Genomic DNA, 25,072 nt, shown 5'->3' on the forward strand with positions numbered 1-25,072 from the left:
TATATTATTTTATCTAGCACAACAGGTTAATTTAGAAGGACTGCTCGGTACGGCTGATGATATCGTCCTGAACTTCCTTTGCAAGTACGGTGAACTGTGCACTATAGCCTGCTACACGAACAACCAGATCCTTGTGCTCTTCCGGATGTCTCTGAGCTTCCAGAAGGGTCTCTTTATCGATAACGTTGAACTGTACGTGCATTCCTTTGTGATCAAAGTAGGTACGAACCACCGCTGCGAATCTCTTTAAGCCCTCATCGCCTGCCAGTGCGGACGGAAGGAACTTCTGATTGTAAAGAGTACCGTTGGAGTAGTTCTCATGGTCAAGCTTTGCAACGGACATAGCTGCTGCAGTAGGACCATTGGTATCTTTACCCTGTCTCGGGGAAACGCCGTCTGCTAACGGAGCATGAGCTAAACGTCCATCCGGAAGTGCTAATACATCTTTACCGAATAATACGTTTGCAGATACCGGATAGCATCCTGCCTGGAACTGACCGCCTCTCGGGTTCTTATATTTCTCAACCTCGTAGGAGTAGATCTGACCACATTTTCTAGCCAGCATATCTACTTCGTCATCATCATTACCGAACCACGGAGTGTTCTCCATAATTCTCTTGATCTTAGCGAACTGCTCATTGGACGGCGCCGGATTTCCTGCTGTGTAATTCGGTCTTCCGCTCTCCCATCCGCAGGTGCCTGTGCTTAACTGTGCCTGAAGCTCTGCAATGTTGATAGAACCGTTGTTGCTTAAGATTCTCTTCACTGCTTCGTAGATCTTCGCTTCATCATCAGCCGGAGCTGCTGCCGGAGCGCCTGCTGTGCAGCTGTAACCAAAGTTGTTAGCCAGAGCTTCTTTTAACTGCTCCATGGTAACTTCTTTATTCTCAAATACATGTTTCTTAATTGCGCAGATGGAGTCACCGGAGTCAGCAACACCAAATGCCTGCGGACCTGTGAAGTTATAGATAGCGCCGCCTTCCTGAACACTCTTACCTCTTCCGATACAGTCATCAACCAGAGCGGAAAGGAACGGAAGCGGAGCTCTCTCAGCATGAGCAAAGTCTACACAGTTGTCAGCCTCTGCCAGGTGGTATACGAAGTATTCCATCTGCTTCTTGTAAGCTGCAAAGATATCATCTACGCTGTGGAAGGAAGTCATATCACCGGTCTGCGGTCCTAACTGCTTGTCGCCGACTTTACCATTGTTCAGTGTGATCTCAAGAACCTTAGCAATGTTGAAGAATGCTGCGTCATGCCATCCCTCTGTCTTATGCGGGCACTGCGGCTCTACACAACCAATGATACAGTAACTTCTTGCATCTGCCAGGGAAACGCCTCTGTTGCAGAGTGCCGGAATGATAACTTCGTCATTGTACATAGCCGGAACACCAAGTCCTAAACGTGTAACCTCGCAAGCTCTGTATAAGAACTCGTCCGGTGTATTCTGATGAACACGGATGGAGAAGGACGGTGCCGGAAGTTTAACGTGAGCAACTGCCTCCATACACATATAGGAAACTTCGTTGGTAGCGTCAAGTCCGTCTTCGGTTTGACCACCTACGATGAGGTTCTGGAATACTGCGTATCCAGCGAATGCCTGAGCGGAGATTTCATCTCGTGTCTTGTTAACGTCGTTCAATTTAACCCAGATACAATCTACCAGTTCCTGAGCGAACTCTTTGGAAATAGATTTATCCATAGCCAGGTACGGATACATATACTGGTCAAAACGTCCCGGGGAAATGGAGTGGCCGTTTGCCTCAATCTGAAGAAGAATCTGTACGAACCAGAATGCCTGGCAAGCCTCGTAGAAGTTGGTTGCTCCTCTTTCCGGAACACGGTCACAGTTAGCTGCGATCTGAAGCAGCTCTGCTTTTCTTACCGGATCCGGACAGCCGGCTGCCATCTCTCTTGCCTTTGCTGCATAACGATGAGCAAAGTTGATAGCTGCGCTGTAGGTGATCACAATTGCTTCGTAGAAGTTTTTCTTCTTAATATACTCCGGATCCATCAGATCCATCTGATTCATAGCGTCGATAGCCTGTTTGATGATTCCGGTAAAACCGATCTTTAATACTTTGCCGTAATCAACACAAACATGACCAACGCCGCCGTAGAAGTAGTTTCCTACTGTGAATACGCCATTTGCGATACAGTCCTTGGTCTCCTGAGACATATAGGAATCTGCCAGTGCGCTGGTGGTTTTGCCTTCCCAATATTTGAAAGCTTCTCTTAACTCATTGGCGGTATCCTTCGGAATCTGGAACGGGTCAGCCATTCTGGTTCCCATGGTATCGAACTCTTTTTCAACCCAGTCATAGGAAAACTCCGGGCAGATTTCTGTAGAACGAAGGTTCTTGGTGATTGCTCCGACGATCAGCTCGTCCTCGTGGATCGTAATAGGAAGATTGTTAAAGATCTTCTCTGCAGCTTTCGCACGGCGCATGATCGGGGACAGACCTTCGGTCTCTTTGTAAGACTCCGTTACCAGAACTGCTCTCTCGGACTCTACATACGGAATCGCATCCACAATCGCTTTTTTAAGTCTCTTGACTCTGTCGGTCGGCTCTGAAAAACCTCTTGAAATCATAAGTATCCTCCTTAAAATTTATTGTATAGTTTGAGATTTTGTTAAATCTCTGACGCTCATATCCTTATCATACGATAAAACAGATAAAATGCACGAATACATATAAAACCGTTTCTATGTAAAATTCAGACATCCGTGTATTTTTTTATTACTATTTATAACTATTCAGCCATGCCGCAAAGTCACATACCGCTCTCACTTATATCCGTGCAGACAGGCCTTTTTATGGCGAATTAATTTCAACCGGCTGCAGGCATCCTATGAGAAAATCCGTACTCCCAGAAGCACTAAGAAGCTCTTAAGGATCTCCGGATTTCCCGGCCAAGCAGGAGATGTCGTAAGATTTCCATCTGTCACAGCCTCCCACGGCTCTTTCTCCACATAGATTCCTCCGGCCATCTCCACCTCCGGTTTTACTGCCGGATAAGCAGTTAATGTCTTTCCCTTTACCACACCGGCTGCAGTCAATATCTGGACGCCGTGACAGATCGCCGCCACCGGCTTTTGAAGCTCCATAAAATAACGTGTGATATCTAACACGCGGCCATCAAGCCGCAGATATTCCGGTGCTCTGCCGCCTGTCAGAAACAGCCCGTCATACTCTTCCAGACGCAGATACGCAAAGGACGCATTCAGTGTAAACTTATGTCCCGGCTTTTCTGTATAAGTCTGATCTCCTTCAAAATCGTGGATCGCCGTTTTTATGTTATCCCCTTTTTCCTTTTCCGGGCATACAACATCCACAGCAACCCCTGCCATCAAAAGAGCCTGATAGGGGACCATGACCTCATAATCCTCTGTGAAATCCCCAGCAATCATCAGTACCTTTTTCACTGTGTCTCATCTCCTCCTTTCTCCCATGGAAGCACATCCCCATCCTCTCTCAGATAGTCAAGAATATCTCCTACGCCTTCTCCATCAATGGAATTGACATAGAAGATCTTCTTGCACCCTGCAAGTTCCAGCCACATGGTTGCCAAATCAACCCGCGCATCTTCCCGGTCTATCTGAGTGACGATTCCTATCACGTCGCGGGTCGCTAAAGAGACGATATTGGGGCTGTAAAGAGAGTAGTCCTCCACCGCACTCATCAAAAGCCCTACCACATCCGCTTCATAGGAGTAGATCACCAGGGCCCTGGCTAAAGTTTTGTTCTCCGCATACTCCCCCGGTGTGTCAATAATCACATCATAATTGTTGATGTACTGGGTTTTATGATAAGTAATCTTTTTCCCCTTCATCGCCTGGGTAAGCGTCGTCTTTCCGGCTCCGCTTCTCCCTACCAGCATAATTTTTTTCACGTTTCCACCTCCGCAGGCAGGGATATTTCCTGTACACACCTAAGGCGTTTTATGCCTTCGTGATCGGGCAGACTGTAAATCCAAGTTCCCGTTTTGTGTACTCCAAAATTTTTTCAAATGCGATCGCCACATCTGAAATCGTCCCTGTGATGATCAGCGTTCCGCTGAAACGGTCAATAAAACCGATCTCGATCGCTGCAGCCTTAAGGGCCAGATCTGCGGTGATAATGGCTGTCTCGCTGGGTGTCTGGGTCAGAACACCGATCGCTGCCTTTTTGTAATCAATCCTCGGGTCCAGTCCAAGCTTTTTATAGATCACCGGATCCGGACTGGAAATAATATGAGCCATTGTGATCTGCTTGCCGGGAACGGATTCCTGGATGATCCGCATCAGATCATTCTGGCTTCCGTTCCATTCCTTGATCTCCATATAAAGCCTCTCCTCCTCTCCTTATATTCTCTGTTAAGAACATTTTCACTTCGATCCGCGGAATCACTTATCAGGTCCTGCATACGTCCCACGTACGTTCTATATAAGTCCTTCCTGTATACTCTATTTATTCTATCATGGGTCTCTGGCACCTTTTTTACAGGAATCAAACCTATTTTATGTATTTTTAAGACTTTCCAGCTCACTATTCTGTTTATCCTTATATTTCAATTTTACCTTTTTTTCGTTTTCCCTGTAAATTGCGCAAGGGTCTGCAGCCCCGTATAATAAACTTATATCAGACCGCCCTCCCGTTGTCTTTTACATGGCGGTCAGCAAGGAGGTTTTCCCATGACACTTCTAAAGCAGATTGAAGCTGCCGGAATTGTCGGCTGTGGAGGAGCAGGCTTCCCCACCCACAAAAAGCTGAACTGTAAAGTTGAATACCTGATCGTCAATGCTGCAGAATGTGAGCCTCTGCTGCGCACCGACCGTTGGCTTATGGTAAATAAGGCGGAAGAGATCGTGACCGCTGCAGCCATGACCGGTGCTATGACCGGCGCTGCCCACATCTACATCGCATTAAAGGAGACTTACGATGAAGAAATCAACGCACTTACGGAAGCGATCAAGAAGACTGCTTCCCCGGTTAAGCTCTTCCGGATGAAAAACTTCTACCCGGCAGGTGATGAGCAGATCATGGTATGCGATGTAACAGGAAGAACCGTTCCTCCATCCGGTATTCCTCTGGATGTTGGATGTGTAATTTCCAATACTGCTACCATGTATTCCATCTATCAGGCTTCCCGGGATCAGATCTTTACCCGCAAATACCTGACCATGACAGGCGCCGTGGCAAATCCGGTCATTGTTCATGCTCCGCTCGGCGCATCCTTTGCCGATTGCCTTGCCATGGCAGGCGGTACATCCCTTGAGGATTACCATGTACTGGTCGGCGGTCCTATGATGGGTAAGCTTTATACAAAAGAAGAAGCGAAAAATCTGGTCGTTACAAAAACCACCTCCGGATTTGTGGTGCTTCCGGAGGACACAGAGCTGATTCATAAAAAATCTGTTCCGGTTGCACTCTCATTAAAACTTGCTAAAACCAGCTGTATCCAGTGTTCCTACTGTACCCAGATGTGTCCGCGTTATCTCACCGGACATCCGTTAAAGCCTCACATGATCATGCGGAAACTGGCCTTCTGTGAGGATCCGGAAACACTTCTTTCCGATAAGGATGTGCAGCAGGCTATGATCTGCAGCGAATGTGGTTTATGTGAAAATTATGCCTGTCCGATGGGAATCTATCCGCGCCAGGTCAATCTCTACATGAAAGGGCTTCTCCGCAAACAGGGCTTCCGTTACCAGAAGCCGACCGAACCACTGCAGCAGCTTCCGGAGCGGGAATACCGCCGCGTTTCTTCCCACCGGATCGCTACAAGGCTCGGCGTGGATGCTTACTATGACTATAAGATCACAGAATGCCTCGAGCTTCAGCCTGAGCAGGTATCTATCCCACTGTCACAGCACATCGGAGCGCCATGCGTTCCTGTTGTTGTTGCCGGTCAGACCATATCCGAAGGAGCGCTTGTCGGTCAGATGCCTGAAAACAGCTTAGGCGCACGGATCCATGCAAGCATCGAAGGAATCGTTACAGAAGTAACGGATCGCTTTGTCGTAATTAAAAAAGGAGGCGGACAATGATTACCATAGGTTTTCTTGAATTAAACAGTATCTCGAAAGGAATTCTCGCTGCCGATGAAATGATCAAGGCAGCAGACATTGCTCTGATCGCCGCCCGTCCCAGCTGTCCGGGAAAGTACCAGATCTTAATTACCGGCGAAGTCTCTTCCGTAGAAGCGGCTCTTGACGCAGGTCAGGCTGCTTCGTCCTCAAATGTGATCGACCGCCTTATCCTGCCTAGGATCCATCCGCAGGTCGTTGAAGCCATCAATATGTCTTCTGCCCCGGAGCGGCTTCGTGCATTAGGGGTTATGGAGTTTTTCTCTGTCACAGCTGCCATTCTGGCTGCCGATGCTGCAGCGAAGGCTGCGGATGTGGATCTTCTGGAAATCCGGCTCGGAACCGGTATCGGGGGCAAGTCCTTTGTCACCATGACCGGTGATGTATCCGCTGTCACCGCCTCCGTGGATGCCGGAATAAAATCGGCAGAAGGCACCGGTATGGTCTTAGACAGTGTTGTCATTGCCCATCCGGATCCTGAATTATACAGACATCTGCTGTAATCATAAGTTCTTTCTCTTAGTCGGGGATCGACTCTAACCGTGACAAGTTTGTAACGCAATCGTAAGGTACGAAACCGTTACACACAATCTTTGAAATCGACAGGAGGTGTTTGATTTGAATGATTCTGATAAGCAATGTAGATTTGAAAATAGGATTCCTGGCATATCTGACAGCAACACAGATCTGAAGCTGTTTGCAAAAGCTATACTGAAAGCAGCCGGAAAAGAACGAATGTGCCTGGAGCAGGCGAAGCATCTCATTTTAGCCGGAGAGCAAAAAGCAATCCATATCGGCGTTCCCATGGTACTCGCCGTAGTGGATGAGGGAGGAAATCTGACTGCCCTGCACCGGATGGACGGAGCTCTTCTTGCAAGTCTTTCCATCGCTCAGGCAAAGGCCTTTACCGCTTTGGCTCTCCGGTCTCCTACAGGAGAATCCGCTGCCTCCGTTTTGCCCGGACAACCTCTGTATGGTCTCCAAAATACCCACCCAGGTCAATTTTGTCTCTTTGGCGGCGGCATTCCTTTATTCTCAGGAACGTGCTGCATCGGAGCCATCGGCGTATCCGGCGGCACCGTTGAACAGGATACAGCCGTTGCGGAAGCAATGACTCAGGCATATCAAGATGAACATATGTGAGACCCCATGAATGGTTCTAATCAGTGAAAGCTGACAGAAAATCGAGTAGGACGGGAGTGATTAGCTCCCGTCCTCTTACACCACTTATCCCGGCTTTGTGATTATCAGGAATTCTGGCGGAATACACCGTTTTTCTGTGAAAATATCTCAAAAAAGTCGGGATAATCTTTTACATCAAACCATAAAGCTTCTTAAGTGTTTCTTCATCATCTTTGAATGTGAAGTCGATCTGCGAGATGAGAATAGGGTTGAGGTCTGCGGTTGCCTTTTCGATTGCTTCCTTTTTCATTGAGGTGGGATACTTCCTGCAACGGAGTCAGGTCCTGCCGCTCCCGTTTTCCACAATGGATTCTTCTCTGTTTACCCTTCAAACATCTCCGCAAATTCCTCCGCAAACTCATCTTTCAGCATAAACCGGTCGATCATGCCGTTGTTCAGGTACCATTCGAAATCGGCTCCACCCTGTTCCGCGATCAGGATCAGACGGATCTCCGGATTGATGCGGCGGACCACCTCACACAGTTCGATTCCGTTCATGGTCGGCAGTGTGTACTCCGCGATCAGAAGATCATAGGCTGACGGATCTTTCTGGACCCGGTCAATAAGGGCCGCCGGGTGTGCGTACAGATCTACCGTCTTCTGACTGTGTGATACCGCTGCTTTCCATGTCTTTGCGGACTCTTCGCTGGAGACAATCGCGATCTTTTGGACATGCTTCAACCGTTTCCGGCCATCATCTTCTACCTCTGTGCTGTTCTGCGGGATCTCCAGGATAAATGTGGTTCCCTCGCCCGACTTACTCTCCACACGGATCGTTCCACCCACCGATGTCACCATATTCCGAACCACCGAAAGACCGAGTCCTGTACCCTGTCTCGATCCTTTTGTTGTGTAGAACGGTTCAAAGATCTTCTGCATGGCATCATCTCCGATTCCGCAGCCGGTATCAGATACCTGCAGGCGGATCGAATCGTTCCCTTTTGCCGCCAACCGGATCCACAACTCCTTTCTCTCGGTCTTTTCCATGGCCTGAAACGCGTTTTTGCAGAGATTCATCAAAATGTGCTCCGCCATCCGTCTGCGTCCTAACACATATAGCGGTTCCTCCGCGATCTCTGTTTTCAACGTGATCGCCGCCGGGGCAAGCTGTCGCACGATGGATACCGCATTCCTGACTTCTTCCGTAAAGTTCAGTGGTTCCAGCCGCACACCGGTATCCTGTCTGGAAAAGGCGAGCAGTTCTTTTGACAGATTCGATGCCTGATCCACCGACTTTGTGATCTCATGGATCATCTCCTGATTTTCGGAAGAGATGGATTCATCATTCTCAAGAAGCTCCGCATAGATCAGCACCGGTGTCAGATAATTGTTGAATTCATGTGCAATGTGGCTCGCCATCATTCCCAGCGACTGGATCCGTTGGTAATGTCGGATCTCGTTGTTTTTCTGGACCAGCATCTCCATTCCATGATTGATCTCTTTTAGATACGTGATCTCCTTTTGCTGGGATTCCGCCAGAAAACGGTTTCTCAGGAAAAATACCATGATCACCGCAAGGATCAGCATGTACAGGATCATCACGCCGATCAGCATGGTCATCATGCTCTCAAGCGGTCCCGAAAGTTCATGGACCGGCAGTGTGGAATTGACGATCCAGCGTTCTCCCTGAATCGAGATCGCCTGAAACGCAACGACGCGGCGGACTCTTTTTAATTCAGGATCATCCCATACATATGTATCGATCACACCGGTTCCGGAGTTCTCATTTTCCTGCCTCATGATCCAGGCATTCAGGCTGCTCATGTCAAGATATGGATACCTCTCAATACGTCCATCCACCGCTTCAAGACCGATCTGGTTCTTTACATGGTGCATGATGATGTTCATATTCTGGTCTTTGACGCTGGAATATCCGGCTTCTCCGATCTTTACCGGCGCGACGATCTTCTCATACAGCGCTCCAAGGTCCATGGCAAATGTGAGCATATAGACCTCAGATCCGACAGGGACATTCTTCTCAATATAAAGCTCATACCATCCCGTCTGATCCGATATTTCCTTTCCCGTGATCTCTGCAGGATGATTTCCGTCCTGCGAAGCCACTGCTTTCACTTCTCCGTCCGCAGATTCCCGAAACGTCTTTTTCCCCGGTTCATACCGGAATTTTGTTCCATCCGGTTCCGTTACAGTAATCCAGTTATAGACCCCTACATTTTCCTTTAAAAAGTAAGCTGTCCTCGCATTGATTCCGCCATACTCCGCCCAGACATTTTCCGGCATTCCTTCCTGGGAATAAAACAGGTCAATCTCCTCAAGCTGCTGTTCCATGTAGGAATTGAGGTTATTTCCGACGATTCCCGCCATGGTTAAAAGCTGACTTTCCTCCGTCCGGATCACCTGCTCCCGGTATTGACTGTAAAGCCGGGAACCTGCAAATATCACAACCACTGATAAAATGATCAACAGACTGACCGCCACCAGTCTTGATTTCCTTTTATTTAAAAATTCTTCCATTTTTTATTCCTACACATTCAGCATATATCCGATTCCACGTACCGTCTTCAGATACCGGGGCTGCTTCGGGTCATCCTCGATCTTGTTCCGGATCCGTTTCACATAGACGGTGATGGTATTGTCATCCACCACCGCCTCATTCCATACCTGGGTATAAAGCTGTTCCTTCGTAAACACCTGTCCCGGATGCTCCATCAAGAATCGGAACAGGGTCATCTCTCTGGCAGTAAAATTTAACGGCTCACCGTTTTTCAGGCACTCCATCTTTAAGGTATCTACCGTAAACGGACCCTTACGGATCCCGGTGTCTCCGGATGCTCCCTGGCTGTAGATCTGACTTCTGCGGATCAGCGCCTTTGCTGTCTGGATCAGGATCGCAGTATGAAACGGCTTTGTCAGATAACTGTCCGCGCCAAAGCCGAGCCCCAGCACCTGATCCATCTCATCGGATTTTCCCGACAGCATCATGACCGGCGTGTGGTCTCCAGCGGCGCGCATTGCCTGCAGCACATCATAACCACCCACATGTTCCATCATTACGTCCAGGATCACCAGATGGAACTGTTGTTTCTTTAAAAGCTCCAGAGCCTCACTTCCATCGGCTGCCTCCGTCACCTGCATTCCTTCACGGGTCAGGGCGGTCCGCACAGCCAGCCGGATCGCGCGCTCATCGTCCACCAGTAGGATTTTTTCTGTATTCATAAACTTTCTCCTGCATCATTTTTCTTTCATTATAGCAAAAAATCCTGTTCTGCGGTACAAGATCCGTACTGCAGAACAGGATTTTCATTCGTTATGTATCATTTAGATGGCAACAACGCCAAGAATCACACCGAATACCAGCATGATAAGGCTGATAATGTAGTACGGCGGAATGCTGAATTTCATATGATCTTTCAGCTCTGTTCCGGTCAGACCGATCGCAAGGTATGTTGCCGGTACTAACGGGCTTACCATTAACGCAAGGTTCTTACCGATCAGCATGGTCAGGGCAGTATTCAGGGAAGCCACGCCATAGGTTTCGCCTACCTGCATAACTAATGGCATGATGCCATAGAAGTATGCGTCTGTTCCAACACAGAGACCAAGCGGAAGCGCAAGAATACCAAAGATGATGTGAACGTACTTTCCAAGAGCTGCCGGAATGATCGCCATGATCGCATTTGCCATTGCTTCCAGCATACCGGTTCCGTCGAAGACACCTACCATAGCACCTGCGGCAAACAGTGTTGCGGAAATGATCAGGGCTGCCGGAGCATGCTTCTTGATCAGCTTGTCCTGAAGCTTCTGGTTCGGGTAGTTGACAGCCAGAAGGATGCAAAGACCAAGCATGAAGATTACATAGGATTTACCGATACCTGTGGATAACAGGGCAATCACACCTACTGTAAGTAAGAAGTTGAAGATCAGGTACGCGTTGGATTTTCTTAAATCAGCCGCCTCTTTCTTCTCTTTCTCGTCAGACTCCACCTCTACGCCTTTTCCAGCGCCGGCACCATGCCTGATCGCAAACATGCCGAGAAGTACAGCAAGAACGATGTTCATCATCAGGCCGACAACCTGAAGCGGGATCAGCATGTGCCATAACTCAGTGGCATCCATAGCGAGTACCGTAGCCGCTCTCGCTGTCGGACCGCCCCACGGAAGCAGGTTCATAACGCCCATGCAGGCACCTGTCAGGCAGAGAAGGATACGGGAGTCAATGTTCATCTTCTTATATACCGGATACATCGCCGGGATCGTAATGAGAACGGTGACAGCCGTAGTACCGTCCAGATGAGCGATCGTTGCGATCAGCGCTGTAACTACAGTGACCGCGATCACATTGTTTCCGGCTTTTTTTACCAGCCAGCCTACGATAACATCAAAGAGTCCGGTGTCTGCCAGAACACCAAAATAAATTACTGAAAAGATAAATAAGATACCATTGCTTGTGGTGGTTTTGATTCCATCCGCAATGAAGTCCATGACCTCTACCGGGGAGAAGCCAAGGATCAGGGCTGCAATGACCGGAATCACCGCAAGTACCACGATCGGAGACATTTTGCCCTTTAAGAGCAGTGCTACGATCGCAATGATCATCAGAAAACCAATAGCTGCTGTCATAATCATCTTCCTTTCTGGATATTTGTTAAATTCCTTACAGTTTCATATTTTACAGACAGCAGTTTAATTGTTCATGACTGGAAAATGACAATTTTGTCATATTTTTGCGGTTTCTTCCTGTTTCCGCTTCTGAAACTCCTCTTTGATCTGTTCCAAAAGCTCTGGTCTTTCAATCATGTCGATGCATGTTCCCGCAAGGATCTCCGAACCGGACCGGATCGCTTCATGAGCCCGCTCCGTCTTTCCCGCATCGAGATATTCCTGCGAATGCGCCGCGGTACCCTCTGGCACAAACGCTGTGCGGATGCAGCATCCGGGCACATCATACATAACATTTCCAAAGTCCGTGGATCCCGTCTTTTCACGCGGTCCGGCGAGCTGTGGTGCCTCGAATTTTCTTGCATTTTCCATGATCAGATCATTCAGGGTCAGGCACGGGATCTTTGCCTGAAACGGGTAGCTTCTCTCTATCTCACAGGTCGTTCCCGTCATCAGGCATGCCCCCTTTATAATGTCCTGAAATCTCGGAACGATGACCTTCTCTAAGTAATCCGTACTATAAGAGCGAAGTGTATACTCTGCCTTTGCCGTTCCCGGAACGATGTTCGATGGACCGCCGGCATCAAGGACCGTATAATGCATTCTGGAATCCTCAAGAACATGTTCCCTCATAAACTCGATCCCCTGAAAGGAAAGAAGCGCGGCATCAAAGGCGCTCTTCCCTTTGTGCGGGCTCATGGCGGCATGGGCCTCTACCCCATGGAAGGTAACGTAAAAGCACTCAAGGGCCATACAGCGGACATCGACGCAGGTATTGGGAGCTGCATGCATCATGAGCGCAAGATCAATATCCTGAAAGCATCCTTTCTCCTTCATAATGATCTTTCCGCCGACTGTCTCCTCCGCCGGTGTCCCATAGATCACGATCTTATAGGGCTGATCCTTACAGAGATCCCGAAGTGCCAGAGCAGCTCCGATCACAGACGGTCCCTGCATGTGATGACCGCAGGCATGACCGATCCCTTTCAGTGCATCGTACTCTGCCAGGAATCCAAAAGAAGGTCCTCCTTTTCCCTGTTCATAGACAGCACGGAAGGCGGTCGGAAGACCCGCGATCCCACGCTCGATCTGAAATCCCTTTTTCTCCAGATAATCTGTAAGGATCGCACTGGAGCGGACTTCCTCAAGCCCCGGCTCAGCCAGATCATAAATCCTGTCTGCCATTTGGGTAAGCTCTGCCATGTAAGGCGCAACGGCCTGCTTTATTGTTTCTTTTTTCATATCTCCATTCTCCTGTCACAATTTCGTGAAGATCCAAAGCGATCCGATCCATTCCTGAATTCCAAATCGATCTCTTTCAGCAGTTTTCTAAGCTCCGTCACCATCCGGTTTCTCTGTCTCACGAATGTTGTCTGATAGAACAGGCTCCAATCCGCGGGACTGTTTTCAGGGAGCGCCTTCGCGGAAGCTTTAAGAAGCTGAAGCGGACCATACGCAAAAGAAGTATCCTGTTCATACGCGGAGCCTGTGGAGTGCATAAGACGGCTGAAAACTCCTCCGACGAGACGGCAAAGGCGGTTATGTTCTTCGATCTTCTCCGTTCCCCATATATGTTCAAGCGTTTCACAACGATCAAGAACCTCTTTTAGAAGTGTTTCGATCTCATCCGCCGCCTGTTCATGCTCCTCTGAATTTTTTAACGTCTCAAAGTATGGGAGCCAGGTTTTTGCATAGCCGCGATAATCGGCAGGAAGCTTCTCCTTCGAGAGGAGTTCATACAGCAGAACGCCCACGACTCTCCCATCCCGCAAAAGCCCGTCAAGATCGATCTTGTCAAAGGTATCGTCGATCGTATGCCACCAGTACACGCCGGGACCCGGAGCATCCGAGTGTTTTCGTTCTTTTTTCGCCTCATAACGGGGATTGATGTGATATGGGATCTCTGCGCCCCAGAGCGACTGGTCCGCTCCCCGCCCGATACGCCCAAACATCATTTCCGCCGCCGGATCTACCTTCCGCACCTGCTCTTTCAGCCATTCCTCGCCCTCAAGCCCTGCTGTCCGGATCGCAAGCGTATGGTCTGCTCCTTTTGATCCCAGAAGATCAAGATTCAGGTGAGCGATGCAGTGCTCCTCAAGCTCATCCCAGTGGTAATCACAATACCAGGTGGATCCCATATAGCGCCCATTGGAATGTCCCGGCCACCAAGCGATCCGCAGGGAATAGAACATCTCATCCTGATGTTCTTTCATATAACGAGCAAGCTCCAGAGCCAGCGCATTTGCCGTGCAGTTGTCAAAAGCGCCACGATACCAGGTATCATAGTGACCGGAGAGCAGGACAAAATCCCTGCTCTTTCCGGGGATCTCGGCGATCGGCAGCGCGACGTTTTTTACGCATGTGTCCACCTCGCTGGAAAGCTGCGCAAAAAGCTGTTTTCCTTCTGCCTCATATATTTTCAACTTCCGGATCAGTTTCTCCCCGCAGGGCTTTGAGACGGCGACCACCGGCATCCGTAACTGGAACAGAGACGAGTCCATATCCGGAGTTCCCCAGACAGGACTTACCGTGTCCTCATGGACCGCATCCTCGTCGGAGGTCCAGATCTGGATCCACCCGGCCGCACCATGCTGCTCCAGCAATTTTGCGTAACGCTCATCAAACCCATACCCGAGGACAAGCTTTCCGGCAACCGTTTCCATAAACCGTTTCTGCTCTGAAAGGGAGACTTCTGTTTTTGTTCCGGGATCGTAGATCAGTGGAACCTCGATCATTTCTTTTGTGCTCTCCGAGAAAGATCTTGGACGGCATGGGAACTCCTCACCATCCGCGATAAGGACACTGCTCACCGGATTGCTCAGATAAGCCGGAAAATCCTCCTCATGGCAGGAGATCCCGGATTTTTCCAATACATCAAGAATATACCTGACCGCGCGATACGCCTCCGGTTCACCGGAAAGCTTGTCGAACGAACAAAGGTACTCCAGATGTTCTCTTAAACGCTCCTTCACTTCAAAATCCTGCATCTTCTCTTTTCCTCCGTCTTAATAGCCGATCATGAGTGCCCCCAGCATGAACAGACATCCGAAGAATGTCCAGATCAGGAATAACGGCATCATGAATTTTAACCATTTTACATACGGGATCTTCGAAACGACGAGATACCCCATCAGCGCAGAGGATGTCGGAAGAACAGAGTTTGAAAATCCGTCTCCGAGCTGGAACGCAAGAACGGCTGTCTGTCTCGTGATACCGATCAGATCCGCAACCGGTACCATAAGCGGCATGGTAACTGCGGCCTGTCCGGTACCGGAGGTGATCACACAGTTGACAAGGGACTGTGCGAGGAACATTCCGATGGCTTTTAAGGACTGCGGAAGAATGTTTACGATACTTGCGATCGCATGGACGATGGTGTCAAGGATCATTGCGTCAGATAAAGCAAGCTCAACACCGCGGGCAATACCGACGATCAAAGCTCCCACAACGATTCCCTTCGCTCCGTTTCCGAACGTAGCGGCGATCTTGTTTGGGCTATAGCGGTTCACGATACCGCAGAGCACACCCATCGCGATGAAGATCGCAGACATCTCCTCAAAGTACCAGCCGAGTTTACTGAGTCCATAGATCAGAACTGCAAAGCCTGCTACGATCACTGCCAGAGTCAGGCCATGGGTCAGGGTCATCGCTTCTTCCGTATCATCGAAAACAAATTCCTGATCATCCGGCTCTCCGTAAATGATGCTCTTTGTCGGGTCCGCTTTCACGCGCTTTGCGTACCAGGTAATGTAGACCGTATCGATCACCAGAAGAACTCCGAGAATAAAAATACGGTAACCCATACCGGAAAACATCGGGATCTCCGCAATATCCTGGGCAACACCGACATTGAAGGGATTCAGGATTCCGGCTGTAAATCCGGATGCGGCGCCCATAGCGATCATTGCGGTACCTGTCACTTTGTCAAGTCCCAGAGATGCCGCAAGGGCAATTCCGATCGGCACAAAGATCATGACCTCAGCAGACATTCCCATCGTTGTTCCAAAAACAGAAAATAACAGCAGAAATGCAGGGATCACAAAATACTCGCGGCCGCGGAAGGCTTTCGCCATCTTCTTACAGAGAACTGTGAGGATCCCTGTGGATGTGATGATCTCAAAAGAGCCGCCGATAATAAGGATAAACGTAACTGTGCTTGCCGCCTTTACGATCGCCCTGTAGATCAGTGCCGGAACGGTTAAAAAGCTTACCGGATGAGATTCGACATAATGGAAGCTCCCCGCTTCCACGAGGGTTCTGTTTGTCGCCTCATCCGTATACCGGGTATACTCTCCGGCAGGCACAACATAAGTGGCTGCGACTGCCAGAAGGATCAGCGCTACAAGGATCACAAATGTGTGCGGTGCCTGAAAAGGCTTTTTTTCTTTTAATGGTTTCATACTTTCAATCCTTCCTTGATTTGTTTTCTTTCTTAGACTATAATCAAGATATAAAATTAAAGCAAGTTTAATATTTTTATTGTTTTATTTAATATTATTTATTTTTATGCGTGATTACAAATATTTATTCAGGGAAAGGACCAGCGAAACGCCATGGATATGCGGGAACAGCTCTATATGCTCGAAATTGAAAAACACAGGGGAATTAAGGATGCGGCCCAGGCCCTGCACATCTCTCCGCCTGCACTCAGCATATTTTTAGGAAATCTTGAAGAACGCACCGGGACAAAATTTTTCGACCGGATCGGGAAACAGTTTGTCCCAACCGAGGCCGGAAAGATCTATTTGGAACATGCAAAAGAAATGATAAAAATAGAAGCCCATTATGAAAATGAGCTTCAAAAATACATGGGTGGCTCTTCGGGAACGATCCGTTTCGGAATCCATCCCAGAAGAACACTTTATCTTCTTGCGAAGGCACTGCCTGTTTTTTCCGCCCGCTATCCGGATGTGAAGCTGGTCCCATACGAGGAATCTACTGAGCAGATGATCCGGCATCTGCTTGCCGGAGAGCTTGATTTTGCCATCGTCAATGAATCCTCCAGCCATCCGCTGCTGGAATACTGTCCTCTCTATGAGGACTATATGGTCGCTGTTGTCTCCGCCGATCACCCACTGTGCGCGGGCGCGGCAAAGAAAAGCCGGAAAGATCCATGTCCAAGGATCGATCTCAAACAATTTAACGGGGAACGTTTTATCCTGCAAAAGCCGGAGCAGTCCTCCAGACACTACACAGACCTTGCCATTGCTTATGATCACGCTGAACCGGGACAGGTCTTTCTCCTTGAAAATCTTGAATCTGCCTGTCAGCTCGCAGCAGAAGGCTATGGAATCGCATTCAACTTCTACCAGTACATGAAAAATTTCCGCTATCCCAAGCCTGTCCGCTGCTTCCGGATTGGAAATCCAGCTGATACTACCAGCTACTCCATCGTTACGCTGAAAGGAAAACAGACACTTCCGGCGATGGAGGAGCTGATCCGGCTGCTGCAGGAGTCCGCGTGAGGGCTATTGATTGTTCATAAGCATAAAAGAGTGGATAGTGCCCCGTTCAACTACGGCAGGCAAAATGCCCAACACATAGCGGCTGCATCTATCCACTCATATTATAAGTATACGCAAAATAGCGGAGAATTGCAATGGGGGTATGGATTTTTTGATTCACGTGAAAATTTCAAAAGTAAATTCCGTTTACTATCATTCGCACATTCGTGTCTTTTTGTGTACCAGGAAATTTTTCGGCATTTCCCGATATACAAAACAGGCAGCCGACCCATCCCTGAATCAACTGCCCATTCCCGTTCATCAAATATCCAATTTTTAAATTTTCTTCTTCTCTTCCTTCTCCAAAATCTTCGCCTCTTCCATCATCTCTTCTGCCTCCTCCTCTGTCTCCTCCGGAGTCTCATCTTCTATCGGAAGTTCACCGATGCTGATAAAGATCCGCGCGACAGCAAGGGGAATAAAGCCTACGCAGGCACCGAGGGCGTTGCCGAAGGCAGCTACACCGGTGACACCAAGGAGGGCGCCGAGAAAGAACATAAGTACCGTGTTGCTGTAGAGCACGGCTTTTCTCTTAAATTCTTTATCTTTTGTCAACGCATACTGCGTCCAGCCGAGGACGGATTGTTTGAAGTTGTTTGTGATGAAGACCGTCGCGCTGTTGAAACCATCTGCGCCGGAATATACACCCCACTGGAATGCTGAACAGAAAAAGATCGGGTAAACACCCGCAATCGGCGAGAACCAATCCGGCAGCAGGGCCGTAAGTCCAAGACCGGCCGCATCCACCCAGATCGCCAGCTTCCGCATATGTAAGTTTGTATAGTTTGTCAGCATATAGGAAGCGATCACACCGCAGGCGAAGATCACCATCGCCAGAAGACGAAGTCCCAATTCCTCCCATTCCATAAATCGGACGTTCGAAGCCATCTCCATCAGGTTTCCTGTCTGTGCAGAGCCGAAGACTCCGACATGGGAAAGGATTGCATAACCGCCGAGGAAACCGCCCACAAAGGAAATATTCCAATGCAGGATCGCGTCCAGACGTCTTTGAATCATTTTTATCATAATCTGTACCGCCTTTCTGCGCATGATTATATCATGAATGCTCTGCCCCTTCAACATAAAGACATGTTCTAAATTGCGTTCATACATCCAAAAAAGCGGGAAGCGATATCCAGCGCCTCCCGCATTTTCTAAACAGCCATATCCTGATCCGGATTTTATGCCTGCTTCTCAACCTTCGTAAACTTTTCCGCGATCTTAAGAAGCAGCTCCACTGTCTTCTCCATGGACTGAATGCAGATGAACTCATACTTTCCATGATAGTTATGTCCGCCGGTACAGAGGTTCGGACATGGAAGTCCCATGTAGGAAAGCCTTGATCCATCCGTGCCTCCGCGGACCGGATTGATCGCCGGAGTCTCGATGCCAAGCTCCTTAAATGCCTCAGCAGCCACATCCATCAGGTACATATGCGGACGGATCTTCTCAGCCATATTGTAGTAGGTATCTGCGATCTCCACCTCGACGGTTCCCTCACCGTACTTCGCGTTCAGGAACTCGCCGATCTTCTTTCCGAGCGCTTTCCTCTCCTCAAACCGCGTCATATCATGGTCACGGACGATATAGTGGAGAGTTGTATTCTCCACATTTCCACCGATGTGGTTTAAGTGGAAAAATCCCTCGTACTTCTCAGTATACTGCGGCTTCTCGTTCTCCGGCAGCATCGACTGGAATTCCAGACCGATCAGGATCGAGTTTTTCATCTTGTTCTTTGCGCTTCCCGGATGAATGTTGCTTCCATGGATCGTGACTTTCATGGATGCCGCGTTAAAGGTCTCATACTCCATCTCGCCCCAGGCGCCGCCGTCAACAGTGTAAGCCACATCTGCGCCCCAGCCGGGAACATCAAAGAAGTCAACGCCGTGTCCGACTTCCTCGTCCGGTGTGAAAGCGATCTTGATGGTTCCGTGCGGGATCTCCGGATGTGTCAGAAGTGTCTCTGCCATGGTCATGATCTCGGCAATTCCCGCCTTGTCATCTGCACCTAACAGTGTCGTTCCGTCGGTGGTGATCAGATCCTGTCCCACATAGTTTTTTAAGAATGGGAACATCTTTGTTGTCATCTTCACTCCGAGCGCCTTATTTAAAGTGATATCCTTTCCGTCGTAGTGTTTGACGAGCTGCGGGCGGACATTCTCATCCGGACAATCCGGTGAAGTGTCCATATGCGCAAGGAAGCCGACAGTCTGGCAGTTATAATCCCCGTTTGCCGGAATCGTTCCGTACACGTAACCGTGCTCGCTCATGGAGACATCCTTCACCCCGATATTCTTTAACTGTTCGGACAGAAGCTTCGCCAGAGCGAACTGTTTTTGCGTACTCGGAACTGTTCCCGCATCCTCTGCGGACTGCGTATCGAATGCTACATACTTGAGGAAATAATCAACTACTTTTGACATAACCCTTCTCCTTTACCGTATCATTATTTATCAGACATCCACGACCTTTTTTACTGACCGCGGTTATGTCCCGCAGCAGCCTGCTTCGTCCGGATCGTTCCGGGTCCACAGCATTACTGCTTCACAGGAATTTTCCGCTGTTGCGGTTTTATCCTGGCCGTTCCTTAATAGTTTCCCCTGAGGATCTTCGCAAGCTCTGAATTTTCATCCAGAATGATCGTCTTATTGTCTCCCTTGAGACTCGCCTTTAGCGCGTCCAGACTGCGGATATAATTATAGTAATCGGCCTTTCCCTCGTCATTGTACGCGCCGGAAAGGATCCTCATATACTCTGCCTCGCCTTCCGCCCGGATCTTCTCCGCCTGGGCCTGCGCCTCGGAGATGATGATGGAGACCTCTTTATCCGTACTGTTCTTGATGACATTGGACTGGTACTCACCGTCTGCGATATATCCGGCAGCGATATTCTGCCGTTCGGAGATCATACGCTGGTAAACAGCCTCCTTGTTGGAATCCGGGAGGTCTAAAAGCTTCGTCTCCACCTTTTTTACCTTGATTCCGTAGCTGTCCAGAGAAGAACCGATCTTTTCTGTGATCATCTCTGCCAGCTTTCCGTCACGGCCGGAGATCACATCTGCCTGATCCGTGGAGGAAATGACATTTTTTACAGCATTATATACAACGACGGAAATTCGGCTTTCCGCATTTGCTTTGTTCGCTCCGAGTCTGGAAAGGTATGCCAGCGGATCTGTAACACTCCACAATGCAAAGGAATCCGTTACCATCACCTTTTTATCCCTTGTATTAACCTCACTCGGAATAAGGTCATAGATCATCTCATAATTAGGAATCGACTGTGTTGTCTGAAGAAACGGGATCTTAAAGCTGAGACCCGGCGTCTCGACCACCCGGACCACTTTTCCGAACTGGAGAATGAGCTTATACTCGTCATTGTATGTGCTCACCATACTTCCCTGAAGCAGAACAACGATCAGAAGAAGAACAACGATTCCTATGATTCTTTTTCCTGTCTTTTTCATTTAGTTCCCTCCTCCCGTCTGTGCTGCGCTGCCGGAAACTGCCTCTGAAAATGGTTCTAACGGCAGCAGCGTCTGTGTGCCGTTTCCGCCGGTGATGATGACCTTGAGATCCGGAAGAACTTCCTCCATAGTCTCATAGAACATACGCTTTTTTGTGATCAGCGGGTACTTCACATACTCCGCGTATGTGTCCTCGAAACGCGCCACCTGACCGTTTGCCTCGTTGATCCGCTGTTCCTTGTATGCCTCGGCATCCTGCAAAAGCTTATCGGCCTTTGCCTTCGCCTCCGGAATGTTCTCAGACTGATATTTCTTTGCGGAGTTGATCGCCGTCTCCATGCCCTGTTTCGCATCCTCAACCGCCTTGAACGCATTCGCCACATCATCTCTCGGCATTTCCGTATCCTGAATCGACACGTTGTAGATTCCATATCCGATATTTTCCTCGACAAGACGATTTGTGAGCTGCTCTTTGATCCGCTCCTGAATCTGAGTCTTTCCGGTAGTGATCACATCATCAACATTATAAACTCCGACGGTATCGCGGATGTAGCTCTGAGCCAGGTTCTTGATGATAGACTCGTACACACTTCTGTGGCGCACCGCCTGAACCGGATCTGTGACCATGTATTCCACATAGAAATCCACGTTTGTGAGATTGAAATCCTTTGTGATCATCAGGCTCTCGTTCTCGATGGATACCGGATTGTCTATGGAGGCGCCGTCCGCCCGGGCCGGGTCCGTCGTGTAGCCGATCTGCATACCCGTGATGGCTTTGGAAACCTTAGTCACGCGCTGGATCACCGGAATTTTAAAGTGAAGACCTGATGCCTCCTCCACCGACGGTTTTCCGAACGTGGTAACCACCGCCATCTCCTCCTCGGAAAGAGTATAGAAGCTGTCAAAGGAAAGCACTGCCGCCGCGAGGACGATCACAACCGCAGTCACCGCAAAACCTGTGTGCTTCGGAACCCGGATCCCCGGCCCCTTTTTCTTCTCCTTCTTCCCGGAGCCTTCCTCCGGCTGTTCGTACACCACGCGCTCTGCCTTATTTTCTTTCCGCTTCTTTGCCCCCGCAAATAGTTCGTCCAGTGTCCCATTCTGTTTTAACGCACGGAACACAAACGCCGCAATCACAACGAGCCATATGACCATTTCAATCATTCGCTGTCTCCTCCTTTTTCTTCCTTCCGGTCAAGATCCTGCTGGATCCCTTCCAGGTAATGGACATACATGTCCCGGTGGCTCCGGATCCTGTATGCTTCCGGCACCACTTCATCATAGGTAAAGCTTTTTCTTCCGCCCTCTTCCATCCGTTCCCAGAAACGGTTCACCGCATCAAAAGGAACATAATAGATCTCGTTCTCCGCTGTGAAGGAGAGGATAATGAAGGCAACTCCGCCCTGGGCTTCAAATTCCTTCATAAATGCGATCTGGTGCGGGTGGATGTTCTGAAGTGGGAACGTACTCACCGCACATTCCTTCGCGTCAAAGCAGACCGGAATCCCCTGAACCGCGCCGATATAGTCGACCGTACTTTTCATATCGAAGTACGCCAGCGTGATATGACGGCTCTTTTTGTCGATCTCGATGGGCGTGATCGGGGTCGGGATCTTCTGGATCAGGGCCAGCTTCTTTTCCCGGTAGCTGTCATTGGTCCGGTTGATCAGATCTTCCAACGTGGAACCACGAAGGCCCCTGGTTTTCCATGTTCCCATAGCTGTTCCTTATCATCAATGTAAATATTTTTGAATGATTTACATAAGTTTTTTATGTCAACCATTTGTTTGTCACATGCCTGTCCGGTGCTGCCAAGTTTTACAACCTGATCCCGGTCTCTTTCAGTACCGAACCGAAATATCCCGGCAGCGGCGCCTCAAACACCTTCATAGAAAGATAGGCAAACGGTTCCGCAAGTTTCGGAAACTCCAGACGGTAAGAATGTAAGAGCTGATACTTCACGGTCCGCCCTGATGGGTTGACTTTCGAAACTCCGCCGTACTTGAAATCCCCTACGATCGGATGCCCAAGAGATGCTAAATGGGCGCGGATCTGATGGGAACGTCCGGTCAGAAGTGTCACTCTGAGCAGCGTAAACCTTCCATCCGTTGCGATCGGCTCATATTTTGTCCGGATCCGTTTCGGCTCCTCGTCTCCGCCTTTTCCTTCAAATCGTTTTGCCTCCACATCCGTGAGGATCCGCACCTGATTCTTCTTCTCATCCTTTAAAAGCCAGCCGTCCACCGTCTTCACGTCCCGGATCTCGCCGGATACAAGACACTGATAATACTTATGGATCGAGCGGTCTTTAAACACGCCGGAAAGCATCTGAAGCCCCGCCAAAGATTTTCCTGCAGCCACGATACCGCTGGTATTCCGGTCCAGACGGTTGCAGACCGAAGGGCGGAACGCGCGGAGCCCGCTCTCCGTGAGCTTGCCGCTCCCCAAAAGATAATCGATCAGATACTCCACCAGAGATTCATCGGTCTCCTTAGCCTTCTGCGACAGCATACCCGCCGGTTTGTTGACCAGAATGATCTCGTCATCCTCATAGAGAATATCGAGATCTACTTTCTTTACCTCCTGCACCTGAACACTGGAAAATTTTTCGATGGTGTCCTCCGCAAGAAACAGCTTCACGACATCGCCCTCGGCGAGTTTTTCATTTCCCTCACACTTTTTCCCGTTCAGCGTGATGTTCTTCTTGCGCATCATCTTATAGAAAAAGCTCTTCGACGCCTCATTCATGTACTTCGCGAGAAATTTATCCAGGCGCTGTCCCGCCTCGTTCTTTTCAATCACGATCTCTCTCATTTTTTATTCCCCTACATGGAAAGACTCTTTAATAACTTTAAAACATGCGGAGCGCTTCCGTCATCCTCTTCCTCTGTGACGGTCTTAAGCTCAGAAAGCCTCCGTAGGAACTTTTTCTCCTCGTTCATGACCTTCGCATTTCCGTCCAGCTTCCAGCCCACCAGCATCTCGTTTAAGAATTTTTCCGCCTTCCTCCTGTCCACGTTTTTGTTCGGACAGTAGAGGTAGACCCCGGTCGGATGGACGACCGCAGCGTCCACCGGCATGATCAGGTCATTCGATGTAATGATCAGATCGTATAAGATCGGAAATTTCTCCTCGTATGGAACACACGCGTCGTGAAATTCCGCCGGGACCTCCGGGATCCTCGCTGCAACCACCAGTGGGGACGCGAGGTTTGCCATCGGCAGCACCGTGAGGATCGCACTGATCGTGACAAGATTTTTATAGATCTGCTCCGTGATAAAGTTTCTTAAAATAAGCTGCGCAACAATCGCCAGAATAAACAGTACCACAAAGAAAAGCTGACGTTTCTTGTGGGCGGTACGGTAACGGTAAGTTCCTTTTTCCAGTCGTAATTTCAAGTTTTTCCCTCTTTTCTGCTATACTTTGTAAATTTTCAGTGCTCTGTCCCGCAGTCGGAGGTTACCAGTTGATAAACCCCATCAGGATCTCATGCGGAACGATCCGGCAGAGAACATAGAATGCTTTCATCCACGGGCCATATACCGAGATCCGTTTGCCCTTCATACTGTCCAGGAGAGCTTTTTTCACTACTTTTTTCGGATCTGCCATCGTGAGTTTCTTGATAGGTGCAAGCTTTCCTCCATTGAGTGCGATCCCGAAAAACTCCGTCTCGACCGGTCCCGGACAAACCGCTGTCACATAGATCTCCCTCTTTTTTAACTCGGCAGCCAGAGCCCGGCTGTAGCTCAGCACAAAGGACTTTGACGCGGCATAGACCGCGAATCCCGGCTGCGGCATAAACGCCGCTGCGGAGGCAAACTGGATGATCCGGCTGTTCCTTGAGATATACGGAAGTACCATCTCCGTCACCGCCACCAGAGCTTCATCGTTTAACCGTACCATTCCGGTGGAAAGACCGCGCGAGATCGTTCCCGCGGCACCTGTCTTTCCGTATCCCGCGCCGTTTACAAGGATCTTCACATTCGGCTGTTCCTGCTCTAAAAGTCCGGAAAGCATGCGAAGGTCTTCCTCACTTGAAAGATCGAACGACAGGATCCGCAAGGACACAGGAACCTTTCCAACAAGTTCCTCCAAGCGGTCCTTTCGTCTGGCGATGACCCAGATCTCCTCCAGTGCCGCAAAATGATCCGCAAGGAGATACACCATCTCTCTTCCCATTCCCGACGACGCGCCGGTCACGATCGCAATCTTTTTTCCACTCATGAAATCTGC

The 25,072-nt window shown here is 49.2% G+C and carries 22 protein-coding genes; 4 read left to right on the plus strand and 18 right to left on the minus strand.

The genetic code is table 11. From position 1 onward, the window contains the following. Window positions 1-31: 31 nt before the first annotated feature. From DXA87_RS04680 to DXA87_RS04695, 4 genes are all read right to left on the minus strand, one after another. The gene (locus DXA87_RS04680; protein ID WP_117469581.1) at window positions 32-2,593 is read right to left on the minus strand and encodes a glycyl radical protein; all 2,562 of its coding nucleotides are present in this window, start codon (window positions 2,591-2,593) and stop codon (window positions 32-34) included. Window positions 2,594-2,851: 258 nt separating this feature from the next. After that, the gene (locus tag DXA87_RS04685; RefSeq protein WP_117469580.1) at window positions 2,852-3,427 is read right to left on the minus strand and encodes a DJ-1/PfpI family protein; all 576 of its coding nucleotides are present in this window, start codon (window positions 3,425-3,427) and stop codon (window positions 2,852-2,854) included. Next, window positions 3,424-3,894 carry a EutP/PduV family microcompartment system protein gene (gene eutP, locus DXA87_RS04690; protein ID WP_117469579.1) on the minus strand — a complete coding sequence of 157 codons (471 nt, stop codon included), beginning with the start codon at window positions 3,892-3,894 and terminating at the stop codon, window positions 3,424-3,426. The genes DXA87_RS04685 and eutP overlap by 4 nt, the downstream gene beginning before the upstream one ends. Window positions 3,895-3,943: 49 nt before the next feature. Beyond that, window positions 3,944-4,324: a BMC domain-containing protein gene (locus tag DXA87_RS04695; RefSeq protein WP_117469578.1), complete on the minus strand. Its 381-nt coding sequence runs from the start codon at window positions 4,322-4,324 to the stop codon at window positions 3,944-3,946. 351 nt (window positions 4,325-4,675) lie between these two features. Here DXA87_RS04695 and DXA87_RS04700 point away from each other — a divergent pair, with 351 nt between their 5' ends. The 3 genes from DXA87_RS04700 (at window position 4,676) to DXA87_RS04710 (ending at window position 7,213) form a co-directional block, all read left to right on the plus strand. Continuing rightward, window positions 4,676-6,031, plus strand: a complete 1,356-nt coding sequence (locus DXA87_RS04700) for a 4Fe-4S dicluster domain-containing protein (RefSeq protein WP_117469577.1) — start codon at window positions 4,676-4,678, stop codon at window positions 6,029-6,031. Next, window positions 6,028-6,573 (plus strand): BMC domain-containing protein, encoded by a 546-nt coding sequence (locus tag DXA87_RS04705; RefSeq protein WP_117469576.1) that lies wholly within the window; start codon window positions 6,028-6,030, stop codon window positions 6,571-6,573. The genes DXA87_RS04700 and DXA87_RS04705 overlap by 4 nt, the downstream gene beginning before the upstream one ends. A 115-nt stretch (window positions 6,574-6,688) precedes the next feature. Continuing rightward, entirely contained in the window at window positions 6,689-7,213 is a 525-nt protein-coding gene (locus DXA87_RS04710) for a heme-binding protein (protein ID WP_242992145.1), read from the plus strand. A gap of 360 nt (window positions 7,214-7,573) precedes the next feature. On the opposite strand, the gene DXA87_RS04715 is transcribed toward DXA87_RS04710, so the two are convergent. The 6 genes from DXA87_RS04715 to DXA87_RS04740 all read right to left on the minus strand — a co-directional run bounded on the left by DXA87_RS04715 (window position 7,574) and on the right by DXA87_RS04740 (window position 16,272). Further along, complete coding sequence (locus DXA87_RS04715; protein WP_117503434.1) at window positions 7,574-9,727, minus strand: ATP-binding protein; 2,154 nt, start codon at window positions 9,725-9,727, stop codon at window positions 7,574-7,576. Between the two features lie 9 nt (window positions 9,728-9,736). Continuing rightward, window positions 9,737-10,429 carry a response regulator transcription factor gene (locus DXA87_RS04720; RefSeq protein WP_117469574.1) on the minus strand — a complete coding sequence of 231 codons (693 nt, stop codon included), beginning with the start codon at window positions 10,427-10,429 and terminating at the stop codon, window positions 9,737-9,739. Window positions 10,430-10,531: 102 nt separating this feature from the next. Continuing rightward, on the minus strand, window positions 10,532-11,833 hold the full coding sequence (locus DXA87_RS04725; RefSeq protein ID WP_117503435.1) for a citrate:proton symporter: 1,302 nt from the start codon (window positions 11,831-11,833) through the stop codon (window positions 10,532-10,534). 96 nt (window positions 11,834-11,929) lie between these two features. After that, window positions 11,930-13,114 (minus strand): M20 family metallopeptidase, encoded by a 1,185-nt coding sequence (locus DXA87_RS04730; RefSeq protein ID WP_117503436.1) that lies wholly within the window; start codon window positions 13,112-13,114, stop codon window positions 11,930-11,932. Then, window positions 13,111-14,859: a M28 family peptidase gene (locus DXA87_RS04735; RefSeq protein WP_117503437.1), complete on the minus strand. Its 1,749-nt coding sequence runs from the start codon at window positions 14,857-14,859 to the stop codon at window positions 13,111-13,113. The genes DXA87_RS04730 and DXA87_RS04735 overlap by 4 nt, the downstream gene beginning before the upstream one ends. An 18-nt stretch (window positions 14,860-14,877) precedes the next feature. Beyond that, window positions 14,878-16,272: an AbgT family transporter gene (locus tag DXA87_RS04740; protein ID WP_117503438.1), complete on the minus strand. Its 1,395-nt coding sequence runs from the start codon at window positions 16,270-16,272 to the stop codon at window positions 14,878-14,880. A 177-nt stretch (window positions 16,273-16,449) separates the two neighbouring features. Between DXA87_RS04740 and DXA87_RS04745 the strand changes: the two genes are divergently transcribed. Next, entirely contained in the window at window positions 16,450-17,337 is an 888-nt protein-coding gene (locus DXA87_RS04745; protein ID WP_158553020.1) for a LysR family transcriptional regulator, read from the plus strand. A 315-nt stretch (window positions 17,338-17,652) separates the two neighbouring features. Here DXA87_RS04745 and DXA87_RS04750 read toward each other — a convergent pair whose 3' ends face one another. From DXA87_RS04750 to DXA87_RS04785, 8 genes are all read right to left on the minus strand, one after another. Next, window positions 17,653-18,402 carry a YoaK family protein gene (locus DXA87_RS04750; protein WP_117503492.1) on the minus strand — a complete coding sequence of 250 codons (750 nt, stop codon included), beginning with the start codon at window positions 18,400-18,402 and terminating at the stop codon, window positions 17,653-17,655. Window positions 18,403-18,557: 155 nt separating this feature from the next. Beyond that, complete coding sequence (gene pepT, locus DXA87_RS04755; protein ID WP_117503440.1) at window positions 18,558-19,799, minus strand: peptidase T; 1,242 nt, start codon at window positions 19,797-19,799, stop codon at window positions 18,558-18,560. A 164-nt stretch (window positions 19,800-19,963) separates the two neighbouring features. Then, window positions 19,964-20,839 carry a protease modulator HflC gene (locus DXA87_RS04760; RefSeq protein WP_015554456.1) on the minus strand — a complete coding sequence of 292 codons (876 nt, stop codon included), beginning with the start codon at window positions 20,837-20,839 and terminating at the stop codon, window positions 19,964-19,966. Next, window positions 20,840-22,003 carry an FtsH protease activity modulator HflK gene (gene hflK / locus DXA87_RS04765; RefSeq protein ID WP_117503441.1) on the minus strand — a complete coding sequence of 388 codons (1,164 nt, stop codon included), beginning with the start codon at window positions 22,001-22,003 and terminating at the stop codon, window positions 20,840-20,842. After that, the gene (locus tag DXA87_RS04770) at window positions 22,000-22,557 is read right to left on the minus strand and encodes a Holliday junction resolvase RecU (protein ID WP_117503442.1); all 558 of its coding nucleotides are present in this window, start codon (window positions 22,555-22,557) and stop codon (window positions 22,000-22,002) included. Before DXA87_RS04770 ends, hflK begins: the two co-directional genes overlap by 4 nt. Before the next feature lie 100 nt (window positions 22,558-22,657). Continuing rightward, window positions 22,658-23,653 carry an RluA family pseudouridine synthase gene (locus DXA87_RS04775; protein WP_117503443.1) on the minus strand — a complete coding sequence of 332 codons (996 nt, stop codon included), beginning with the start codon at window positions 23,651-23,653 and terminating at the stop codon, window positions 22,658-22,660. Window positions 23,654-23,664: 11 nt separating this feature from the next. Further along, window positions 23,665-24,237, minus strand: coding sequence for an O-linked GlcNAc transferase-like protein (locus DXA87_RS04780; protein ID WP_242998011.1), 573 nt, complete (start codon window positions 24,235-24,237; stop codon window positions 23,665-23,667). Window positions 24,238-24,298: 61 nt separating this feature from the next. Beyond that, window positions 24,299-25,063: an SDR family NAD(P)-dependent oxidoreductase gene (locus DXA87_RS04785; RefSeq protein WP_117503444.1), complete on the minus strand. Its 765-nt coding sequence runs from the start codon at window positions 25,061-25,063 to the stop codon at window positions 24,299-24,301. Between the last annotated feature and the right edge of the window lie 9 nt (window positions 25,064-25,072).

The sequence above is a fragment of the Desulfotomaculum sp. OF05-3 genome (assembly GCF_003435535.1).
Taxonomy (GTDB): Bacteria; Bacillota; Clostridia; order Lachnospirales; family Lachnospiraceae; genus Pilosibacter; species Pilosibacter fragilis.